The organism is Varibaculum sp. C0165D1, assembly GCF_056590355.1.
In genome coordinates this window covers 137,207-152,819 of sequence record NZ_JBWPVY010000004.1, presented here as the reverse complement: position 1 = coordinate 152,819, position 15,613 = coordinate 137,207, and the positions used below count along the sequence as shown (strand labels likewise).

The 15,613-nt window shown below is 54.1% G+C and carries 19 protein-coding genes; 2 read left to right on the top strand and 17 right to left on the bottom strand.

The window, feature by feature from the left end; translation table 11 throughout:
- Window positions 1-22: 22 nt before the first annotated feature.
- A complete protein-coding gene (gene glmS, locus AC1EKS_RS07095) occupies window positions 23-1,987 on the bottom strand; it encodes a glutamine--fructose-6-phosphate transaminase (isomerizing) (protein ID WP_481008578.1) in 1,965 nt (654 codons plus the stop codon).
- A 158-nt stretch (window positions 1,988-2,145) separates the two neighbouring features.
- Between glmS and glmM the strand changes: the two genes are divergently transcribed.
- Entirely contained in the window at window positions 2,146-3,486 is a 1,341-nt protein-coding gene (gene glmM / locus AC1EKS_RS07090) for a phosphoglucosamine mutase (protein ID WP_481008579.1), read from the top strand.
- Between the two features lie 109 nt (window positions 3,487-3,595).
- A complete protein-coding gene (coaA, locus tag AC1EKS_RS07085; RefSeq protein ID WP_481008581.1) occupies window positions 3,596-4,600 on the top strand; it encodes a type I pantothenate kinase in 1,005 nt (334 codons plus the stop codon).
- Between the two features lies 1 nt (window position 4,601).
- Here the strand turns inward: coaA and AC1EKS_RS07080 are convergent, their stop codons facing one another.
- The 16 genes from AC1EKS_RS07080 to secY all read right to left on the bottom strand — a co-directional run bounded on the left by AC1EKS_RS07080 (window position 4,602) and on the right by secY (window position 15,357).
- Complete coding sequence (locus AC1EKS_RS07080) at window positions 4,602-4,931, bottom strand: type II toxin-antitoxin system RelE/ParE family toxin (RefSeq protein ID WP_481008582.1); 330 nt, start codon at window positions 4,929-4,931, stop codon at window positions 4,602-4,604.
- A complete protein-coding gene (locus tag AC1EKS_RS07075) occupies window positions 4,931-5,236 on the bottom strand; it encodes a type II toxin-antitoxin system RelB/DinJ family antitoxin (protein ID WP_481008583.1) in 306 nt (101 codons plus the stop codon). Before AC1EKS_RS07075 ends, AC1EKS_RS07080 begins: the two co-directional genes overlap by 1 nt.
- A gap of 198 nt (window positions 5,237-5,434) precedes the next feature.
- Window positions 5,435-5,926, bottom strand: a complete 492-nt coding sequence (rpsI, locus tag AC1EKS_RS07070) for a 30S ribosomal protein S9 (protein ID WP_481008584.1) — start codon at window positions 5,924-5,926, stop codon at window positions 5,435-5,437.
- 27 nt (window positions 5,927-5,953) lie between these two features.
- Complete coding sequence (rplM, locus tag AC1EKS_RS07065) at window positions 5,954-6,400, bottom strand: 50S ribosomal protein L13 (protein ID WP_481008585.1); 447 nt, start codon at window positions 6,398-6,400, stop codon at window positions 5,954-5,956.
- A gap of 301 nt (window positions 6,401-6,701) precedes the next feature.
- Window positions 6,702-7,574, bottom strand: coding sequence for a tRNA pseudouridine(38-40) synthase TruA (truA, locus tag AC1EKS_RS07060; RefSeq protein WP_481008586.1), 873 nt, complete (start codon window positions 7,572-7,574; stop codon window positions 6,702-6,704).
- Window positions 7,571-8,329, bottom strand: a complete 759-nt coding sequence (locus AC1EKS_RS07055) for an ROK family protein (RefSeq protein WP_481008700.1) — start codon at window positions 8,327-8,329, stop codon at window positions 7,571-7,573. Before AC1EKS_RS07055 ends, truA begins: the two co-directional genes overlap by 4 nt.
- A 208-nt stretch (window positions 8,330-8,537) precedes the next feature.
- Window positions 8,538-9,116 carry a 50S ribosomal protein L17 gene (gene rplQ / locus AC1EKS_RS07050; protein WP_481008587.1) on the bottom strand — a complete coding sequence of 193 codons (579 nt, stop codon included), beginning with the start codon at window positions 9,114-9,116 and terminating at the stop codon, window positions 8,538-8,540.
- Between the two features lie 57 nt (window positions 9,117-9,173).
- Window positions 9,174-10,175, bottom strand: a complete 1,002-nt coding sequence (locus AC1EKS_RS07045; protein WP_481008588.1) for a DNA-directed RNA polymerase subunit alpha — start codon at window positions 10,173-10,175, stop codon at window positions 9,174-9,176.
- A 162-nt stretch (window positions 10,176-10,337) separates the two neighbouring features.
- The gene (rpsK, locus tag AC1EKS_RS07040; protein WP_481008589.1) at window positions 10,338-10,736 is read right to left on the bottom strand and encodes a 30S ribosomal protein S11; all 399 of its coding nucleotides are present in this window, start codon (window positions 10,734-10,736) and stop codon (window positions 10,338-10,340) included.
- A 46-nt stretch (window positions 10,737-10,782) separates the two neighbouring features.
- Window positions 10,783-11,160, bottom strand: a complete 378-nt coding sequence (gene rpsM, locus AC1EKS_RS07035) for a 30S ribosomal protein S13 (protein ID WP_481008701.1) — start codon at window positions 11,158-11,160, stop codon at window positions 10,783-10,785.
- Between the two features lie 128 nt (window positions 11,161-11,288).
- Complete coding sequence (gene rpmJ / locus AC1EKS_RS07030; RefSeq protein ID WP_481008590.1) at window positions 11,289-11,402, bottom strand: 50S ribosomal protein L36; 114 nt, start codon at window positions 11,400-11,402, stop codon at window positions 11,289-11,291.
- A gap of 45 nt (window positions 11,403-11,447) precedes the next feature.
- Window positions 11,448-11,669 (bottom strand): translation initiation factor IF-1, encoded by a 222-nt coding sequence (gene infA / locus AC1EKS_RS07025; protein WP_072510294.1) that lies wholly within the window; start codon window positions 11,667-11,669, stop codon window positions 11,448-11,450.
- Between the two features lie 233 nt (window positions 11,670-11,902).
- Window positions 11,903-12,445, bottom strand: coding sequence for a type II toxin-antitoxin system PemK/MazF family toxin (locus tag AC1EKS_RS07020; RefSeq protein WP_481008591.1), 543 nt, complete (start codon window positions 12,443-12,445; stop codon window positions 11,903-11,905).
- Between the two features lie 128 nt (window positions 12,446-12,573).
- On the bottom strand, window positions 12,574-13,467 hold the full coding sequence (gene map, locus AC1EKS_RS07015) for a type I methionyl aminopeptidase (protein ID WP_481008592.1): 894 nt from the start codon (window positions 13,465-13,467) through the stop codon (window positions 12,574-12,576).
- A gap of 34 nt (window positions 13,468-13,501) precedes the next feature.
- Window positions 13,502-14,068 (bottom strand): adenylate kinase, encoded by a 567-nt coding sequence (locus tag AC1EKS_RS07010; protein WP_481008593.1) that lies wholly within the window; start codon window positions 14,066-14,068, stop codon window positions 13,502-13,504.
- A complete protein-coding gene (gene secY, locus AC1EKS_RS07005; RefSeq protein ID WP_481008594.1) occupies window positions 14,065-15,357 on the bottom strand; it encodes a preprotein translocase subunit SecY in 1,293 nt (430 codons plus the stop codon). The genes AC1EKS_RS07010 and secY overlap by 4 nt, the downstream gene beginning before the upstream one ends.
- Window positions 15,358-15,613 lie beyond the last annotated feature (256 nt).

Sequence of the window (15,613 nt, the reverse complement as noted above, 5' to 3'; positions counted from 1 at the left end):
CGGTTCCCTTTGAACTTGCCTTTTATTCCACTGTCACCGATTTGGCCAGGTTCCGCGGCTGGTCCACGTCATAGCCTTTGCTCTTGGCGACCTCACAGGCAAACACTTGCAAGGGAATCACAGTTAGCAAAGGCATATAGAGGGTAGGAGTACGCGGCACCCGGAAAATATGGTCGGCATATTTATCGACTTTATCGTCGCCTTCTTCCGCTACTACCAGAGTAATCGCGCCGCGAGCGCGCACCTCCTGCAGATTCGAGATCACCTTTTGGTGTAGCTCCGGCCGGCGCGGGGTGGGCACCACGATAAACACGAACTGTCCCGGCTCGATCAAGGCAATCGGGCCGTGTTTGAGCTCGCCGGCGGCAAAACCTTCCGCATGTACATAGGCGATTTCTTTAAGTTTGAGCGCCCCTTCCATGGCCACCGGATAACCCACGTGACGGCCTAAGAAAATCGTGGATTTCAGGTCTTTCCCGTAGCGTTTAGCAACCTCGACCACCGGCTCCATTTCGTTGAGCAGAGTCTGCATCTTGTGGGGAACCGCCGCCAGTTTTTCCAGGTAATCGGCGATTTCATCAATGAACTTGTTGCCCCGCACCTGCGCTAAATACAGCCCCAGCAAATAGCAGGCAGTGATTTGGGCGGTAAAAGCCTTGGTGGAGGCCACGGCGATTTCGGGGCCGGCATGGGTTAGTAGTACCGCATCGGATTCGCGGGGAATCGTCGAGCCGGGAGTATTTACAATCGCCAGTACCTTCGCGCCTTGTTCCCGGGCATGCCGCACCGCCATAATGGTGTCCATGGTTTCCCCGGATTGGCTGATCGCCACCACCAAGGTGCGCTGATCAACTACCGGGTCGCGGTAACGGAACTCGCTGGCCAGCTCTACTTCTACCGGGATCCGGCACCAATGCTCAATCGCGTAGCGGGCAATCTGCCCGGCATAGGCAGAGGTGCCGCAAGCAATAATCACCATTTTGTTTACTTGCCGCAGTACGTCTTGGCTGATGCGCAGCTCATCTAGGGTGAGGTAGCCCTGCGCATCAGTCCGGTCTTGCAAAGTGGCAGTTACCGCGGAAGGTTGTTCATGGATTTCTTTTTCCATGAAGGTTCCCCACCCACCCTTTGAGGTGCGGTCTACCGAAAAATCAATGGTGAACTGCTTGGGGGTAACCGCCCCACCTTCACTGTTGGCGACTTTTACTTCCTTGGCAGTCACCATCACCAGTTCGTCTTGCCCGATCTCCAGGCAGTCTTTGGTGTGATCGGCGAAAGCTAAAACATCGGAACCTAGGTAGTTGCAATCCTGGCCCACCCCAATAACCAGCGGGGAGGAACGCCGGGCAGCTACCACTATCCCGGGAGCGTCCCGGTGGATCGCCAAAATCGTGAAAGTTCCTTTGAGCTGCTCCATAGTCTTCAGTAGCGCCCTTGATAGCCGCGCCGCTGCCTGGTGGGCCCCTCTAGCGACCTCGGCAGAAACCTGTGCGTCATCTAGGACGGGAGCTGGTATCTCTGCTGCCCCCTCCCCCAGGGTGGTGCCTTCGCCCTTGTCAGCTAGATAGGACGCTGCCAGCAGATTCGCAATTACCTCGGTGTCGGTTTCAGAAACGAAACTAAATCCCTGCTGTTCGAGGACGCGGCGCAGGTTATCGGCGTTCTCGATAATCCCGTTGTGCACTACCGCGAGTTGCCCATCGGAGGAAGCATGGGGATGAGCATTAATGTCGGTCGGTCCCCCATGCGTGGCCCAGCGGGTATGTCCGATCCCCGCGATCGCCGCGGGAAGCGGATCTTCTTGCAAAACTGCTCGTAAATTCGCTAGTTTTCCACTTTTCTTGCGGATTTGGATCCCGCCGGGGGTAGAAAGCCCAATCCCCGCCGAATCGTAGCCGCGATACTCCAGGCGGGCCAGGCCCCCCATAATGACTTCTTCTGCATCTTTAGTGGGCGCCAGCCCTACCATTCCTAAGATTCCACACATAAAATAGATTTTTTCACGTCTTTCGCCGCATTGCTATCTCGCGCGCCTAAGCAGCATAAATAGGAAATATCACCGCTAGCTGGTGGCGAGGGAAAATTAAGAGCTGCTGGTGCGGTAGGCTGAGAACGTCAGATTCTGCTAGTTGAAAGACAGGTAAAATGGGCAGACTTTTTGGAACCGACGGAGTGCGCGGTCTAGCAAATAAAGAGCTAACCCCGGAATTGGCTTTGGAATTGGGCCGAGCAGCCGCTAAGCAAGTGCGCAAAGATGCGCCAAAAGGACGCAAGCTGCGGGCAATCGTGGCTCGCGATACCCGAATGTCCGGTGATTTCCTGGACCACGCGATTTCTGCGGGTCTAGCCTCTGAGGGCGTAGATGTTAACCGGATCGGGGTAGTAACCACCCCTTGCGTGGCCTATCTGACCGCGAAATCCGATGTGGATCTGGGGGTAATGATTTCTGCCTCCCACAACCCGATGCCCGATAACGGGATTAAGTTTTTTGCGCACGGCGGATATAAGCTACCTGATGCGATTGAAGACCAGATTGAGCAGCTCCTGGGGGACGAAACTGACCGTCCTGTTGGCGATGGGGTCGGCGAGATCGAGGAAGAACGCGAAAGCGCCGAGAAGCTTTATATTAAACACCTGGTGCGGGCGGCCGGGGATCTTTCTGGGCTGCGAGTAGCCGTCGATTGCGCCAATGGGGCAGCTTCCGAGTTGGGGCCAGAGGCGCTACAGGAAGCCGGAATCGACACCGTAGTGATTAACGCCTCCCCGGACGGACGCAATATCAATGACAATTGTGGCTCCACCCACCCAGAACAGTTACAGAACCAAGTGGTGGCCGCCGGCTGCGACTTTGGGGTGGCTTTCGATGGGGACGCTGACCGCTGCCTGGCGGTAGATTCCCAAGGGAACCTGGTCGATGGCGACAAAATCATGGGAATGCTGGCTGCCTCCTTTAAAGAAAAGGGCGAACTAGCGGGAAATACCCTGGTGATTACGATTATGTCGAACCTGGGTTTGATTTTGGCGATGAAAGAAAAAGGTATTAACACCGTACAGACTGCAGTAGGTGACCGCTACGTCCTAGAAAAAATGCGGGAGCAAGGATTCGTGCTGGGCGGGGAACAGTCCGGTCACGTAATCAATGCCAATCACGCCACTACCGGGGATGGGATTCTTACTGCCCTGTGCATCGCGCGCGCGGTTAAAGATGCTGGTCAGCCCCTAGAGAAGATTTGCGAGTTTGTAAAGCGCTTGCCGCAGACCCTGATTAACGTGCGAGACGTGGACAAGAATCGGACTGATGATCCCGGACTGCGGGAAGAAATCGCTAAGGCCGAGGAAGAGCTAGGCGATACCGGGCGGGTAGTGTTGCGCGCCTCGGGAACCGAACCAGTGGTGCGGGTAATGGTGGAGGCCGCTACCCAAGAACAAGCCGACGCGGTTTGTCAGCGCCTGGCCGGCGAAGTGAAAGAACGCCTGTCTTTATAGGTTTTATTTTCTGACTTCCTGCCAGTGCGTTTGATGCTGGCAGGAAGCCAGATTTGCAATATCAGCGCAATAGCTCTTGCGCGGAGCCCTATTATGGAGCCAGAAATATATGGCGGAAAAATCGATTTATGAACAGTTCGATCGGGATGCTTGGCGCGCCCTCGCCGCTAAAACCCCGATGCCGCTAACCGAAGCTGATTTGCGTTCTCTTGCCGCTTTGGGCGACCCCATCGACGTTGAGGAGGCAGACGCGGTCTATCGTCCCCTCTCGGCACTGCTCCGCTACCGGGTTTTGCATTCGCGCGCCCTCGCCCAAGATCAACAAGATTTTTTTGGGCGTCCACATAAAAGGAAAATCCCCTTCATTATTGGGGTAGCCGGTTCGGTGGCAGTCGGAAAATCTACTACTTCCCGTATTCTCCAAAACCTGCTTAGTCGTTGGCCGGAAATTTCGCGGGTGGCGCTAGTGACTACCGATGGGTTTTTGTATCCGAATGCAGAGCTAGAGCGGCGCGGACTGGTGGCTCGCAAAGGATTCCCTGAATCCTATAACCGTCGCGCCCTCCTAAACTTTGTTACCCAGGTGAAAGCGGGAGTACCAGAGGTCAAGGCGCCGGTATATTCGCACGTCACCTATGACGTGGTGCCCGATAAATATATTACGGTTGCCAGCCCCGATATTTTGATTTTAGAGGGCATCAATGTGCTGCAGCCCGCCTGGCTCTACCGGGGACACCAAGATCTTCCCAACCTGGAAAAACAACTAGATCAAGATGATGGACGCAGCGGGCTCGATGATCACAAATCCCTGGCGGTCAGTGATTTTTTTGATTTTTCGATCTATGTTGATGCCCGCACCCGCGATATTGAACAATGGTTCGTCGATCGTTTCGTATCACTCAAAGAGTCTGCTTTTCAGGATCCTGAATCTTACTTCCAGGTTTATGCCGGGATCTCTGATTCGGTGGCGCGCCAAATCGCGTTAGATATCTGGACCTCTATAAACCTACCTAACCTGGAGCAGCAGATTCGTCCTACCCGAGGGCGTGCCACTTTGATCTTGCGCAAAGATGCCCAACACCGCCTCGAAAACGTATTCCTACGCAAAATCTAACTCATCCGGACGGCTGTCGAATATAGCTCTGAACATCTCGTTTACCGTAGAAGATACGAACAATCTGAACTGCGGGCTGGATATCGTCGATGGTATAAAATGCAATGAAATTATCGACCGGCATCTGTCGCATTCCGATACTGAGCCAGGGTTCCCAGGCGACCTTTTTATTGCGAGCAGGGAAATGCCCAAGGCTACGTATCTGCTCTCGAATCCGGTTTACTTGAGCAGCCGCTATCGCCGGTTCCCGCAGCTCTCCAGCAATGTATTCAAAGATTTCTCTTAAATCTTGTAGGGCCTCATCTGAATAAATGATCAGATAGTTAGCCATTAGATTCCGTACTCTTTACTTAAGAGTTCATCTACTTGCTCTGCGGAATAGGATTTTCCCGCGAGAAGAGAATCGTAACCTTTCTGCAGCTCGGCATTTAGCTGCTCAGTAGTGAGTTCCGCCAGCGAAAGAGGCGCTTTTGCAGGAAGTTTTATCCCGAACGGAATACTTCTAGTCAGTTTGATCTGACTGTAGAGCATTTGCACCACTGAAGAGGGCGTAACCCCTAGGCGTGAAAGGATGTCTTCAACGTCTGCTTTGAGCTCCGGGTCTATGCGGGCATAAACAGCTGCTGTATTCGCCATAACACTACCTCCTTGCTCTCTTCTTCGAGGGTAACACTAGATACTAGAATTTGTATAGCGTTTAGCAAACAATAGCAAGCATTAATCACTTTTCTGGAATCTCCAGCTATATAGCCGTTAGCGTTATTTGAATACAGTTTTGCCCGGTAAAGCCAGTAGAAACCAGCTTTACCGGGCAAAATAAGCAAGCGTAAAAGCTTAGCGCTTGGAGTACTGCGAAGCTTTACGAGCCTTCTTCAGACCAGGCTTCTTACGCTCAACAGCGCGCGAATCGCGGGTTAGGAATCCCGCCTTCTTCAAGGTCGCACGGTTGGCTTCCCGATCGATCTCGTTTAGTGCCCGGGCAACGCCGAGGCGCACCGCTCCGGCCTGGCCGGAGGTACCGCCACCAGAGACCCGAGCGACAACGTCGAAACGTCCCTCGAGGTCTAGCAGGGTGAACGGAGACCGTACTAGCTGCTGGTGCAGCTTGTTCGGGAAATAGTTTTCCAAAGTTCTGCCATTAATCTTCCATTCGCCGCTGCCCGGTATTAACCGGACCCGCGCAACCGCGCTTTTACGGCGTCCCAGCCCGATGCCGGGAGCGGTCACGGACTGTCCGGAGCCGGTCGGCTCCGACTCGGTTTCCGTGGTGTAAGAGCTGGGGGCATTCTCCTCCAACAGCTCTTCGTTTTCGGTGGTATCAGCCACAATTCTCCTCAGGGTCTTGGCTCAGGGCTACTGGGCGATTTTCTTAATTTCGTAAGGTTCTGGCTGCTGTGCCGCATGGTCGTGTTCGGGACCTGCGAATACATGCAGCTTCTTCATCTGGGCACGTCCCAACCGAGTGTGGGGGACCATGCCGCGCACCGCTTTTTCTACTGCAACTTCCGGTTTCTTAGCTAGTAAGTCGCCGTAGGTTACAGATTTCAAGCCACCGGGGTAACCGGAGTGGCGGTAGGCGCGTTTCTGCTCACGTTTGTTGCCGGTAAGTCCGACCTTGGCGGCATTCACGATAATGACGTGATCGCCCATATCCTCGTTGGGAGTGTAGGTCGGCTTATGCTTGCCACGCAGCAGCTTGGCGGCAACGGCCGCCAGTCGTCCGAGAACGACGTCTTCAGCGTCGATGACATACCACTTCTTGTCCTGGGTGTCACCGGCTTTCGGATTATAAGTTCGCACGGGCTTAAGCCTTCGTTTCTTCTTTAGGGGCGAGAACTGCGAGAGCGCGGCAACAGGGTGGCAACAACTGCCAAAATGTTGCGGACGCCGCCGTAGTGTCTACACCCGACTTCGTATTTCTTTCCGTCTAGCGTCCTGTTTTTGCCAAAACTGCAGGTAGTTCCCCTGCGCCTGGATTGTTCCAGGACACACAACATTTAGTATTTTACGGGGCGAAAACTACCAGGTCAAAGCAGTAGCCTGTTGAACTGCCCACATAGACGAGATTAGCCCTGCCCACCGTCAGGAATAACACCGGTTATCAGGCCGGGTTTTCTGGAAGGGTACGCACTACTTTGGCTTTTTGGGCTTGGGAAGCGTACTGGCTGGCGGGCGGATAGGCCACCTCCCACAAGGTTAACCCCCGCCCATCGGCAAGGGGGACCCGTTGGTCACGTACTCCGGCAGCTAACAGCTCCCCTATCCAGCCAGGGCCATATTTTCCCCGCCCGATCTCGATTAAGGCTCCCATCATGAAGCGCACTTGGGAATGACAAAACGCATCGGCGCGAATCATCGCCTGCACGATTCCGTCCCCGGGACGGGAAACACTAAACGAATGGAGAGTACGCACTGTAGTGGCACCCTCGCGCGGCTTCGCGAAAGGCAAGAAATCATGTTCCCCGCACAAAGCTTGCGCTGCAACCTGCATTTTTTCAACATCTAGAGAGGAGGACGTGCGGGTGATATCCAGACGGCAAGGATCCTGAGCGCGCGGATCGTCACATATCAGGTAACGATAGGTGCGAGAAAGCGCCGAAAAACGGGCGTCAAAATCCCCTGAAACCACCCTGATCTGCTTTACTGCCAGGGCGCCATTTAAACCCCGTCCCGCCAGGCCTTCCACCCGGGCCCGGAGCCGTTCCCCGCGCACCTGGTCGCTCTCCTCGCGCCCTCTTGATAAGGAAAGCCAAAACTCTGCCGGCACCTCCAAGTGGGCTACCTGCCCACGCGCGTGTACGCCGGCATCGGTCCGTCCGGCCACCGTAAGTTGCGTCGGCTGCCGGGTAATCAGAGTAAACGCCTCCTCCAGGCGACCTTGAACAGTCAGCAAACCCGGTTGCCGCGCCCAACCGTGAAACGGCTCGCCCCGATAGGCCAGGTCCAGGCGCAAACGAATCAACTCGCCTTTCATGTGGTTAACCCCCAGGCCCGCACCCCGCCGCGAATACCCGCGTCATTCGGTACAATCACCACTTCTTCACCGAGGGTTTTGCGTACCGATTCCACAATATGCGCCGAGTTTCCCCCTCCCAGGTAGAGCCGGTCCCACATAATGGCTTCTCGCAGCACCCCCACCACGCGCCTGACCCGTCGTGACCAGTGAGCATCCCCCATCCGGACGCGTTCTGGCTCCCCCACATAGTCGTCGAAGAGCAAGCCCCAACGGGCAACCATATGGGAAAGTTCCATATGGGGAGCCAAGCGCCCCCCATCCCAGATCGAATTCCCCAGTCCGGTACCCAAGGTAATAATCATTTCCATCCCGGTACCAGAGATTACCCCGGCGCCGGCCACTTCCGCATCATTGAGGACTAGGGCGGGCAGGGAAGTTTTTTCTTCTAAAGCCCCCGCCAAGTCAAAGTTTTTCCAAGCCTGTACCATTTCGGGTAGTACCCGGGTGCGCGGACCAGACCGGCACACATAATGGGGAGTAGAGATGACTACTCCGTGACGAATCATGCCCGGCATCCCCACCGTTATCCGGTCGGTATTTGCTTTAAAGTCAGCGCGAAAATCCTCAACGATTTCGATTAATTTTTCCGGAGGCAACGGGTAAGGAGTAGGTACCCGCAATGAAGGCGCCACCATAGTTCCGCGTTTATCTAGCACCGAGGCTTTGATCCCCCCACCTCCGCAATCAACTGACAACGTGAGCGGGGTTCTCATCTCTTTTACCATGTTCCTAGCTTACCTGGAGATACTGGCGGGCATTACCACGAATACTTGCTGACCTGGATAACCTTTCTGATCAAGAGTATGGCCTTACTTGCGTGATACCCAAAAAATAATGCGGGCAGTTGGCAATAATCATGCCAACTGCCCGCATCAAGTAGCTGCTAGTTACCAGCGTTGTTATGCGCTAGTAGCTGCCAAGTTACTTTTCTTCAGAATCTGCTGCTTCGTCAGTCTCTTCAGCTTCTACAGCTTCAGAGCTTTCTTCGCCATTGTCCGAAGTTTCAACCGCATCTTCCACGGTTTCCTCGGCCTTCTCGGCCTCTTTAGCTTCCTCGGCCTTCTCCGGCTTAGCTGCTTCGTCCTTGGTGGGCTGCACCTTGGCTTTCGGTTCTACCTTTTCGGTGACCAAAGAAATCTCAGCCATGGGAGCGTTGTCTCCGCGGCGAGTCGGCAGCTTCACGATCCGGGTGTACCCGCCCTGACGGTTGGGGTCCAGGTCCGGAACTACCTCGTCAAACAAGGTGTAGACTGCATCGAAACCGCGAGTGTACTTATCAACCTGAGTGCCCAGTTTGCGGGCAACCATACGGCGATTGTGGATATCACCCTTCTTCGCCTTGGTGATCAGCTTTTCAATATAGGGCTGCAAACGGCGAGCCTTCGCTTCGGTAGTACGAATCGAACGGTGCTCGATTAGCGATTTCGCCAGATTCGCCAGAATTTTGCGCTCATGTGCCGGGCCGGCTCCTAACCGCGGACCTTTAGATGGCTTAGGCATGTTTCTTCCTTTACTTTCCTAAAAAACTTTATTGTTTCAGCGCCGAGAAAACCCGACTTAGTCGTCAGAGAACTGTAATGAACTGGGGGTGGCCAGATCATCCAGGCTGACCGAAGTGGGCAGCGGAGAATCTTTCAACGCCATCCCCATTTCGGCAAGTTTTGCCTTAATCTCTTCGATTGACTTAGCGCCGAAATTCCGGATATCCAAAAGATCGGCCTCGGAGCGGGCAACCAGTTGCCCCACCGTATTGATTCCCTCCCGCGTTAAAGCGTTGTAGGAACGAGACTGCAGATCCAGATCATCAATAGAAAGTGCGAGGTCTTGAGCTAGCGCCTGATCCGTTTCCGGAGCGCCAATCTCAATGCCTTCGGCCTCAATATTCAGTTCCTGGCACAGTCCGAACAGCTCTACCAGGGTCTTGCCAGCCGAAGCCAGCGCATCCCGAGGAGCCAGTCCCGGTTTAGTTTCTACATCCACAATCAAGCGGTCAAAGTCGGTGCGCTGCTCAACACGAGTAGCCTCTACCTTGTAGCGGACTTTAACTACCGGAGAATAGATGGAGTCAATGGGAATCCGAGAGATCTCATGCCCATCCGACTTGTTCTGATCTGCAGAAACGTAGCCGCGGCCTCGTTCTACCGTCAGCTCAATTTCCAGCTTGCCGGACTCGTTAAGAGTCGCCAGGTACAAATCTGGGTTGTGGATCTCGACTCCCGCCGGAGGAGTAATATCCCCGGCGGTAACCTGCCCCGCACCTGCCTTACGCAGATACATCACTACCGGTTCGTCATTCTCGGAAGACAGCACAATCTGCTTAATGTTCAGAATGATCTCGGAGACGTCCTCCATTACTCCCGGGATAGTGCGGAACTCATGCGGCACCCCCTCAATTCGGATGGAGGTGACAGCGGCTCCCGGAATGGAGGAGAGTAGGGTACGCCGCAAACTGTTTCCTAGAGTGTGCCCGAATCCGGGTTCTAGGGGTTCAAGGGTAAAGCGGGAACGCTGATCGTTAACCGCTTTTTCTGATAGCACGGGTCGCTGTGAAATAAGCAACGTGTTGTCCTTTCTGTCGTCCAGCCCGCCATATGACTGGAACGAACGTCCTGACCTGAGGCCAGCTTTATAGACAAGACTGCGAAATCTCCCAAATGACGGCCTGGAGACTCACAGAAGTGTTTTACTATCTTCTTTTTTCTGCTTCAGTTAGGACGCGCGTTATACGCGACGGCGCTTCGGAGGACGGCAGCCATTATGGGCATGCGGGGTAACGTCCTGAATGGAACCGACCTCTAGGCCGGTAGCCTGCAAGGAACGAATAGCGGTCTCGCGACCTGACCCCGGTCCTTTCACGAACACGTCAACTTTCTTCATACCGTGTTCTTGAGCCCGCCGAGCAGCAGCTTCAGCAGCCATCTGCGCAGCGAAAGGAGTAGATTTACGTGATCCTTTGAAACCCATCTGGCCGGCAGACGACCAAGAAATAACGGCTCCGGAGGGATCAGTAATCGAAACGATAGTGTTATTGAATGTGGACTTAATGAACGCTTTCCCTTGAATAACGTTCTTACGCGCAGCCCGACGCGGCTTACGGCTCTTTATAGAACTAACAGCCATATCTTCCTTCTTTTCCTCAGATCCAGCAGGTGGTGCCTGCGCTTACTTATACAGCCTTCTTCTTACCGGCAACGGTGCGCTTCGGCCCCTTACGGGTACGCGCATTGGTCTTAGTCCGTTGACCGTGCACCGGCAAATGGAAACGGTGACGCAGTCCCTGGTAAGAACCAATCTCAATCTTGCGGCGAATGTCGGCTTGGACCTCACGACGAAGGTCGCCTTCAACTTTGTAGTTCGATTCAATAAAGTTGCGAACTTTAATCAGATCTTCTTCCGAAATATCCTTTACGCGCACATCCGGAGAAACTCCGGTTTCCTGCAGCGTTTTTTGAGCGCGCGTGCGCCCAACGCCATAAATGTAAGTAAGTGCCACTTCCAGACGCTTCTCGCGCGGAAGATCAACACCGGCAATACGTGCTGCCATTAATTTTCTCTCCACATTGTTTCCGGAGGCCGTCGCGCCACCTTCCGCTTTCGCGGCCCAGGCCTCCGGACCTGGGGTCACCTTCCAAATCTAGAAGGTGCTGGTAGCACGCTTTTTATTTTTCTCGGCTAGCCTTGACGCTGTTTATGCCGAGGGTTATCGCAAATCACCATGACAACGCCGTGGCGACGAATCACCTTGCATTTTTCACAGATCTTCTTAACGCTGGGTTGAACCTTCATAACTTCCCTCTAGCTGCGACGAATTTCTCCGCCGTCAATACTGCTTTACTTGTATCGATAAACGATTCGGCCGCGCGATAAATCGTAGGGGCTGAGCTCTACGACTACGCGATCCTCTGGCAAGATCCGGATATAATGCTGACGCATTTTGCCCGAGATGTGCGCTAGCACTTTATGACCGTTCTCGAGTTCCACCCGGAAATATGCATTCGGGAGTGCCTCTACTACGGTGCCTTCGACCTCTACAACGCCTTCTTTTTTAGCCATCTATCCTTCACTAACCTTGTCCACATAGGATGGCTAACGGGTATACTATTCCCCACTAGCCACAAACCCAATAATCAACCTTACGTTAGTTGCTGGGTGAACCTAAAGCCGATATAGGGTTAAATCGGTCACGCCTTTGCCTTTTTCGCAGTAATCAGCGTGTCGCAGGTTGCAAATTACGTCCTCGAGAAGTAGGTTTTTCGCCCCAGCCATGGCAAGATACCGGTCGTTCGCTACTTTAGTTTTTGTCGTTTACGGATAGCCGCCGCAACCTGGCTAAACAGCTCGCGATCTAGACGGGCACCCTCCCGGCGGACTTCCCGACGAGGAATCAGCAACAACCGGTCCAGGCGAGCTTCTGATTCGCGACCCTTAGAGTCCCAGGCACCAGCGCCGATATCCATCCAGTAGCGTCCCCAATGTGCTTCCTGGGCGGCATCTTTATCATGATCTTTGCTGGTCAGCTGAGTTCCAATAACTGCGTCAGTGGTTGCTGCCATGACCAGCACCGGCCGGTCTTTCCCGCGCCCGTCCTCTTCTTCATAGGGAACCCAACACCAAATCACTTCTCCCGGGTCAGCCGCTCCATTGCCCGTTTTCGGGTCGTAAGCAAAGGGAGGAACCTTATCGCCTTTGGTTAGATAACGCGCCCGCCCTAGGGGACGCACAGATTTTTTCTGCTGCCGACGGCGATTGGGATGCGAGGTCGATTGCTCCAGCTGGCTGGCGCCTAGCTGCGATAACATCCGAGTAAGTCTGCGAAAGGGAATACGCATCGGCTCGCCTCCTTTTCAGAACTGACTGTACCAGGTGGAGGGGCAGGAACGCTGAATAAAAAGACGCGATCGCAAAGGGAATCAGGAACTTCTAAGGTAGCTGCAGCAGTGCTACCTTAGGTGGCTACTTACAGCAACACCGGCTCGATCCCGAAAGGAGCCAGGGCGGCCGCACCAAAATCAGGCTGGTTTAGCACGCAGATGCCGCCTGCTAACACCGCTACCTGCGCCTCCCAATGGCAGGCGAGGGCGTGATCTACCGTTTTCACGGTCCATTCATCAGCCATAGTGGTCACTTGATTAGAGCCGCGAGTAAGTATCGGCTCTACGCACAGCACCATCCCCGGTTTTATCGCGGCTGATCTGCCGGCGGGTCGAAAATTAAACACATCCGGAGCCTGATGCATAGCGGTCCCGATTCCATGCCCGGTGAACTCTTCTACGATTCCCGCCTTCCAGCCGAAACGTTCCGCGAAAGAGTCCACCGCATCCTCAATGGCACCGCCAATATCGTTAACCCGGGCCCGCGAGCCAGCCATTGCTGCCACCCCCGCCCAGGTGCTGTAACGGGTAATCTCCAGGAGCTGCTCTTTTTCAGAGGATGTGGGGTAGGCGTGGGCAGCGATAGAAGGCGTAGGCTGGGGAGCCGGTTCTTCCCCGATGATCAGAGAAAACGCGGAATCCCCATGCCACTGTTTACCATCTCGCTCCAGATAACAGCCGCAGTCAAAGCTAACTAAGTCGCCGGTTTCGAAGGGAACGTCACCCGGGATCCCATGCACCACGGTGTCATTTACGGAGATACAGATGGTGGCGGGGTAATCGTAATACCCCAGGAAGTTAGATTTAGCTCCCCCATCCGCAATTACCTGCGCGGAGATCTCATCGATTTGGCGAGGAGTTACCCCCGCCCGCGCATTTTCCCAGACGGCCTCGTGAATTCGGTTAACAATTAGTGCCGCCTGCCGCATATAACCCAGCTGGGTACGGTTCTTTAATTCGATGCCTCGCCCAAATAGCATAGGTCTCTATCTTCTTCCCGCTGCGATTTAGCTATTACTGCAATTGAGCAGCAATATTATCCCAAACTTGGTCGATAGAGCCGTTGCCATCAATATTAATTAGCAGGCCGGCCTCTCGATAGTAACGTACTAGCGGCTCGGTTTGCTCCTGATAAACCTGGAGGCGGCGGCGAATCACCGGTTCGGTATCATCGCTGCGATTTTCGATCTCGGCGCGTTTAAGCAGTCGTCCCACCACGTCCTCTAAATGGACATCCAAATTGACCACCGCATCTAGCGGGGTGCCCATATCTTTGAGGACCTGATCCAGGAAATGAGCCTGCTCGAGGTTGCGGGGATAACCATCAGCTAGAAAACCTTGGCTATAACGGGAAGACTTTAGCTCCTCCTCTACCAGGGAACTAATCACAGAATCGGGAACTAGCTCCCCCCGATTGATGAGCTCTTGGGCTTTTTTCCCGAGCTCGGTGCCCGCCTGCATTTGGGCGCGCAGCATCGCTCCAGTAGAAAAAGTAGGAATATCTAGCAGTTCGCAGATCTTACGCGCCTGAGTACCCTTGCCGGCACCGGGGGCGCCCAGGATCACCAGGCGTTTTTTCATTTCAGGAATCCCTCATAGTGGTGTTGTTGAAGCTGAGCATCAATCTGCTGTACGGTTTGCAGACCCACGCCCACCATAATTAACAGGGTAGTACCGCCGAAGGGCATCTGGGTAACCTTGAGCGGAATCAGCGCCACAATCGGCACCATGGCTACTATCACCAGGTAGAGAGCACCGGCAGTAGTAATCCGGCTAATCACATAGTGTAGATAGTCGGCAGTAGGAGCCCCGGCGCGAATCCCCGGAATAAAGCCGCCGTATTTCTTCATATTGTCGGCGATTTCCTCGGGATTGAAAGTGATTTGAGTGTAGAAGAACGCGAATCCTAAAACTAGCAGCGCGTAGCAGATTAGATACATCAGGGAGTCGTGTTGGAAGTTGTCGTTTACCCATTTGACCCAGCCGGCAGTGGGTTTACCAAAGCGGGCAACCATTTGCGGCATGGCTAGCAGCGAGGCCGCGAAGATTACCGGGATAACCCCCGACATATTGATTTTCATGGGGATATAGGTAGTGGAGCCGCCATACATCCGCCGACCCACCATCCGTTTGGCGTACTGTACCGGGATACGCCGCTGGGCTTGCTCCACGAACACGATCGCCAAAGTAATCAAAGCCACCAGGCCAATAATGATCAGCACTTTCCAGACGCCACCAGAAGCACCAATCGACTGCAGGTGCGCGGGCATATTAGCCACAATCCCGGTGAAGATCAGGAGGGACATACCGTTGCCGATACCGTTTTCGGTGATCAGCTCGGCTAGCCACATAATCAGGCCGGTGCCAGCGGTCATGGTGATCATCATGATTAGGTAGTTGAGCGCCGATTGGTCAGGAATAATCGGTTTGCTGGGAGCGCAACCTTGTAATAGCTGCCCGGAACGCGCCATATAAATAATGGTCACTGACTGCAATACGCCCAGCCCGATAGTCAGATACCGGGTGTATTGAGTCATTTTGGCTTTACCGGCTTGACCTTCACGGTGCAGATCCTCGAAACGAGGAATGACTACCCGCATCAGCTGGATAATAATCGAGGCCGTAATATAGGGCATGATTCCCATAGCGAACACTGACAGGGAGAGCAGGGCACCCCCGGAAAACAGGTTCACCAAGTCCAGGAGACCGTTTTGCTCGTTGTTCTTCAGGCAGGCCTGCAGGTTCGGATAGTTAACCCCCGGGGAGGGGATATGCGATCCGATCCGGTAGAGCGCCATAATCGCCAAGGTGAACAGGAGCTTTTTCCTGAGATCGGGCGTCTTAAACGCCTGTACGAATACGCTAAGCAAGCTGCCTCCAGCAATATGTTTTTTTACGGCATAAAAAAGATAATTCTTTAACCCTTAAAAGCCTACACAATTTAGCCCTTAGATAGCACATGCAGCTGCTTTTTGGGGTAATATTCACGCGACTTCCGGGATTCTTATATCGCTATCCCTATTTTTGAGGCCGCCCTCCCGGGAACGAGAGGCGCACCTGGGTACAAAAGCACTTTTAAGAATAAGGTGTCTAAACCCGTAAGCGCCGGTAGCGGATCTGGTTAGT

What these genes read in the sequence shown, in the direction of transcription:
- glmS (WP_481008578.1), bottom strand. Translation starts at nt 1,987, where the DNA reads ATGTGTGGAATCTTAGGAATGGTAGGGCTGGCGCCCACTAAAGATGCA.
- glmM (WP_481008579.1), top strand. Translation starts at nt 2,146, where the DNA reads ATGGGCAGACTTTTTGGAACCGACGGAGTGCGCGGTCTAGCAAATAAA.
- coaA (WP_481008581.1), top strand. Translation starts at nt 3,596, where the DNA reads ATGGCGGAAAAATCGATTTATGAACAGTTCGATCGGGATGCTTGGCGC.
- AC1EKS_RS07080 (WP_481008582.1), bottom strand. Translation starts at nt 4,931, where the DNA reads ATGGCTAACTATCTGATCATTTATTCAGATGAGGCCCTACAAGATTTA.
- AC1EKS_RS07075 (WP_481008583.1), bottom strand. Translation starts at nt 5,236, where the DNA reads ATGGCGAATACAGCAGCTGTTTATGCCCGCATAGACCCGGAGCTCAAA.
- truA (WP_481008586.1), bottom strand. Translation starts at nt 7,574, where the DNA reads ATGAAAGGCGAGTTGATTCGTTTGCGCCTGGACCTGGCCTATCGGGGC.
- AC1EKS_RS07055 (WP_481008700.1), bottom strand. Translation starts at nt 8,329, where the DNA reads ATGAGAACCCCGCTCACGTTGTCAGTTGATTGCGGAGGTGGGGGGATC.
- rplQ (WP_481008587.1), bottom strand. Translation starts at nt 9,116, where the DNA reads ATGCCTAAGCCATCTAAAGGTCCGCGGTTAGGAGCCGGCCCGGCACAT.
- rpsK (WP_481008589.1), bottom strand. Translation starts at nt 10,736, where the DNA reads ATGGCTGTTAGTTCTATAAAGAGCCGTAAGCCGCGTCGGGCTGCGCGT.
- rpsM (WP_481008701.1), bottom strand. Translation starts at nt 11,160, where the DNA reads ATGGCAGCACGTATTGCCGGTGTTGATCTTCCGCGCGAGAAGCGTCTG.
- rpmJ (WP_481008590.1), bottom strand. Translation starts at nt 11,402, where the DNA reads ATGAAGGTTCAACCCAGCGTTAAGAAGATCTGTGAAAAATGCAAGGTG.
- infA (WP_072510294.1), bottom strand. Translation starts at nt 11,669, where the DNA reads ATGGCTAAAAAAGAAGGCGTTGTAGAGGTCGAAGGCACCGTAGTAGAG.
- AC1EKS_RS07020 (WP_481008591.1), bottom strand. Translation starts at nt 12,445, where the DNA reads ATGCGTATTCCCTTTCGCAGACTTACTCGGATGTTATCGCAGCTAGGC.
- map (WP_481008592.1), bottom strand. Translation starts at nt 13,467, where the DNA reads ATGCTATTTGGGCGAGGCATCGAATTAAAGAACCGTACCCAGCTGGGT.
- AC1EKS_RS07010 (WP_481008593.1), bottom strand. Translation starts at nt 14,068, where the DNA reads ATGAAAAAACGCCTGGTGATCCTGGGCGCCCCCGGTGCCGGCAAGGGT.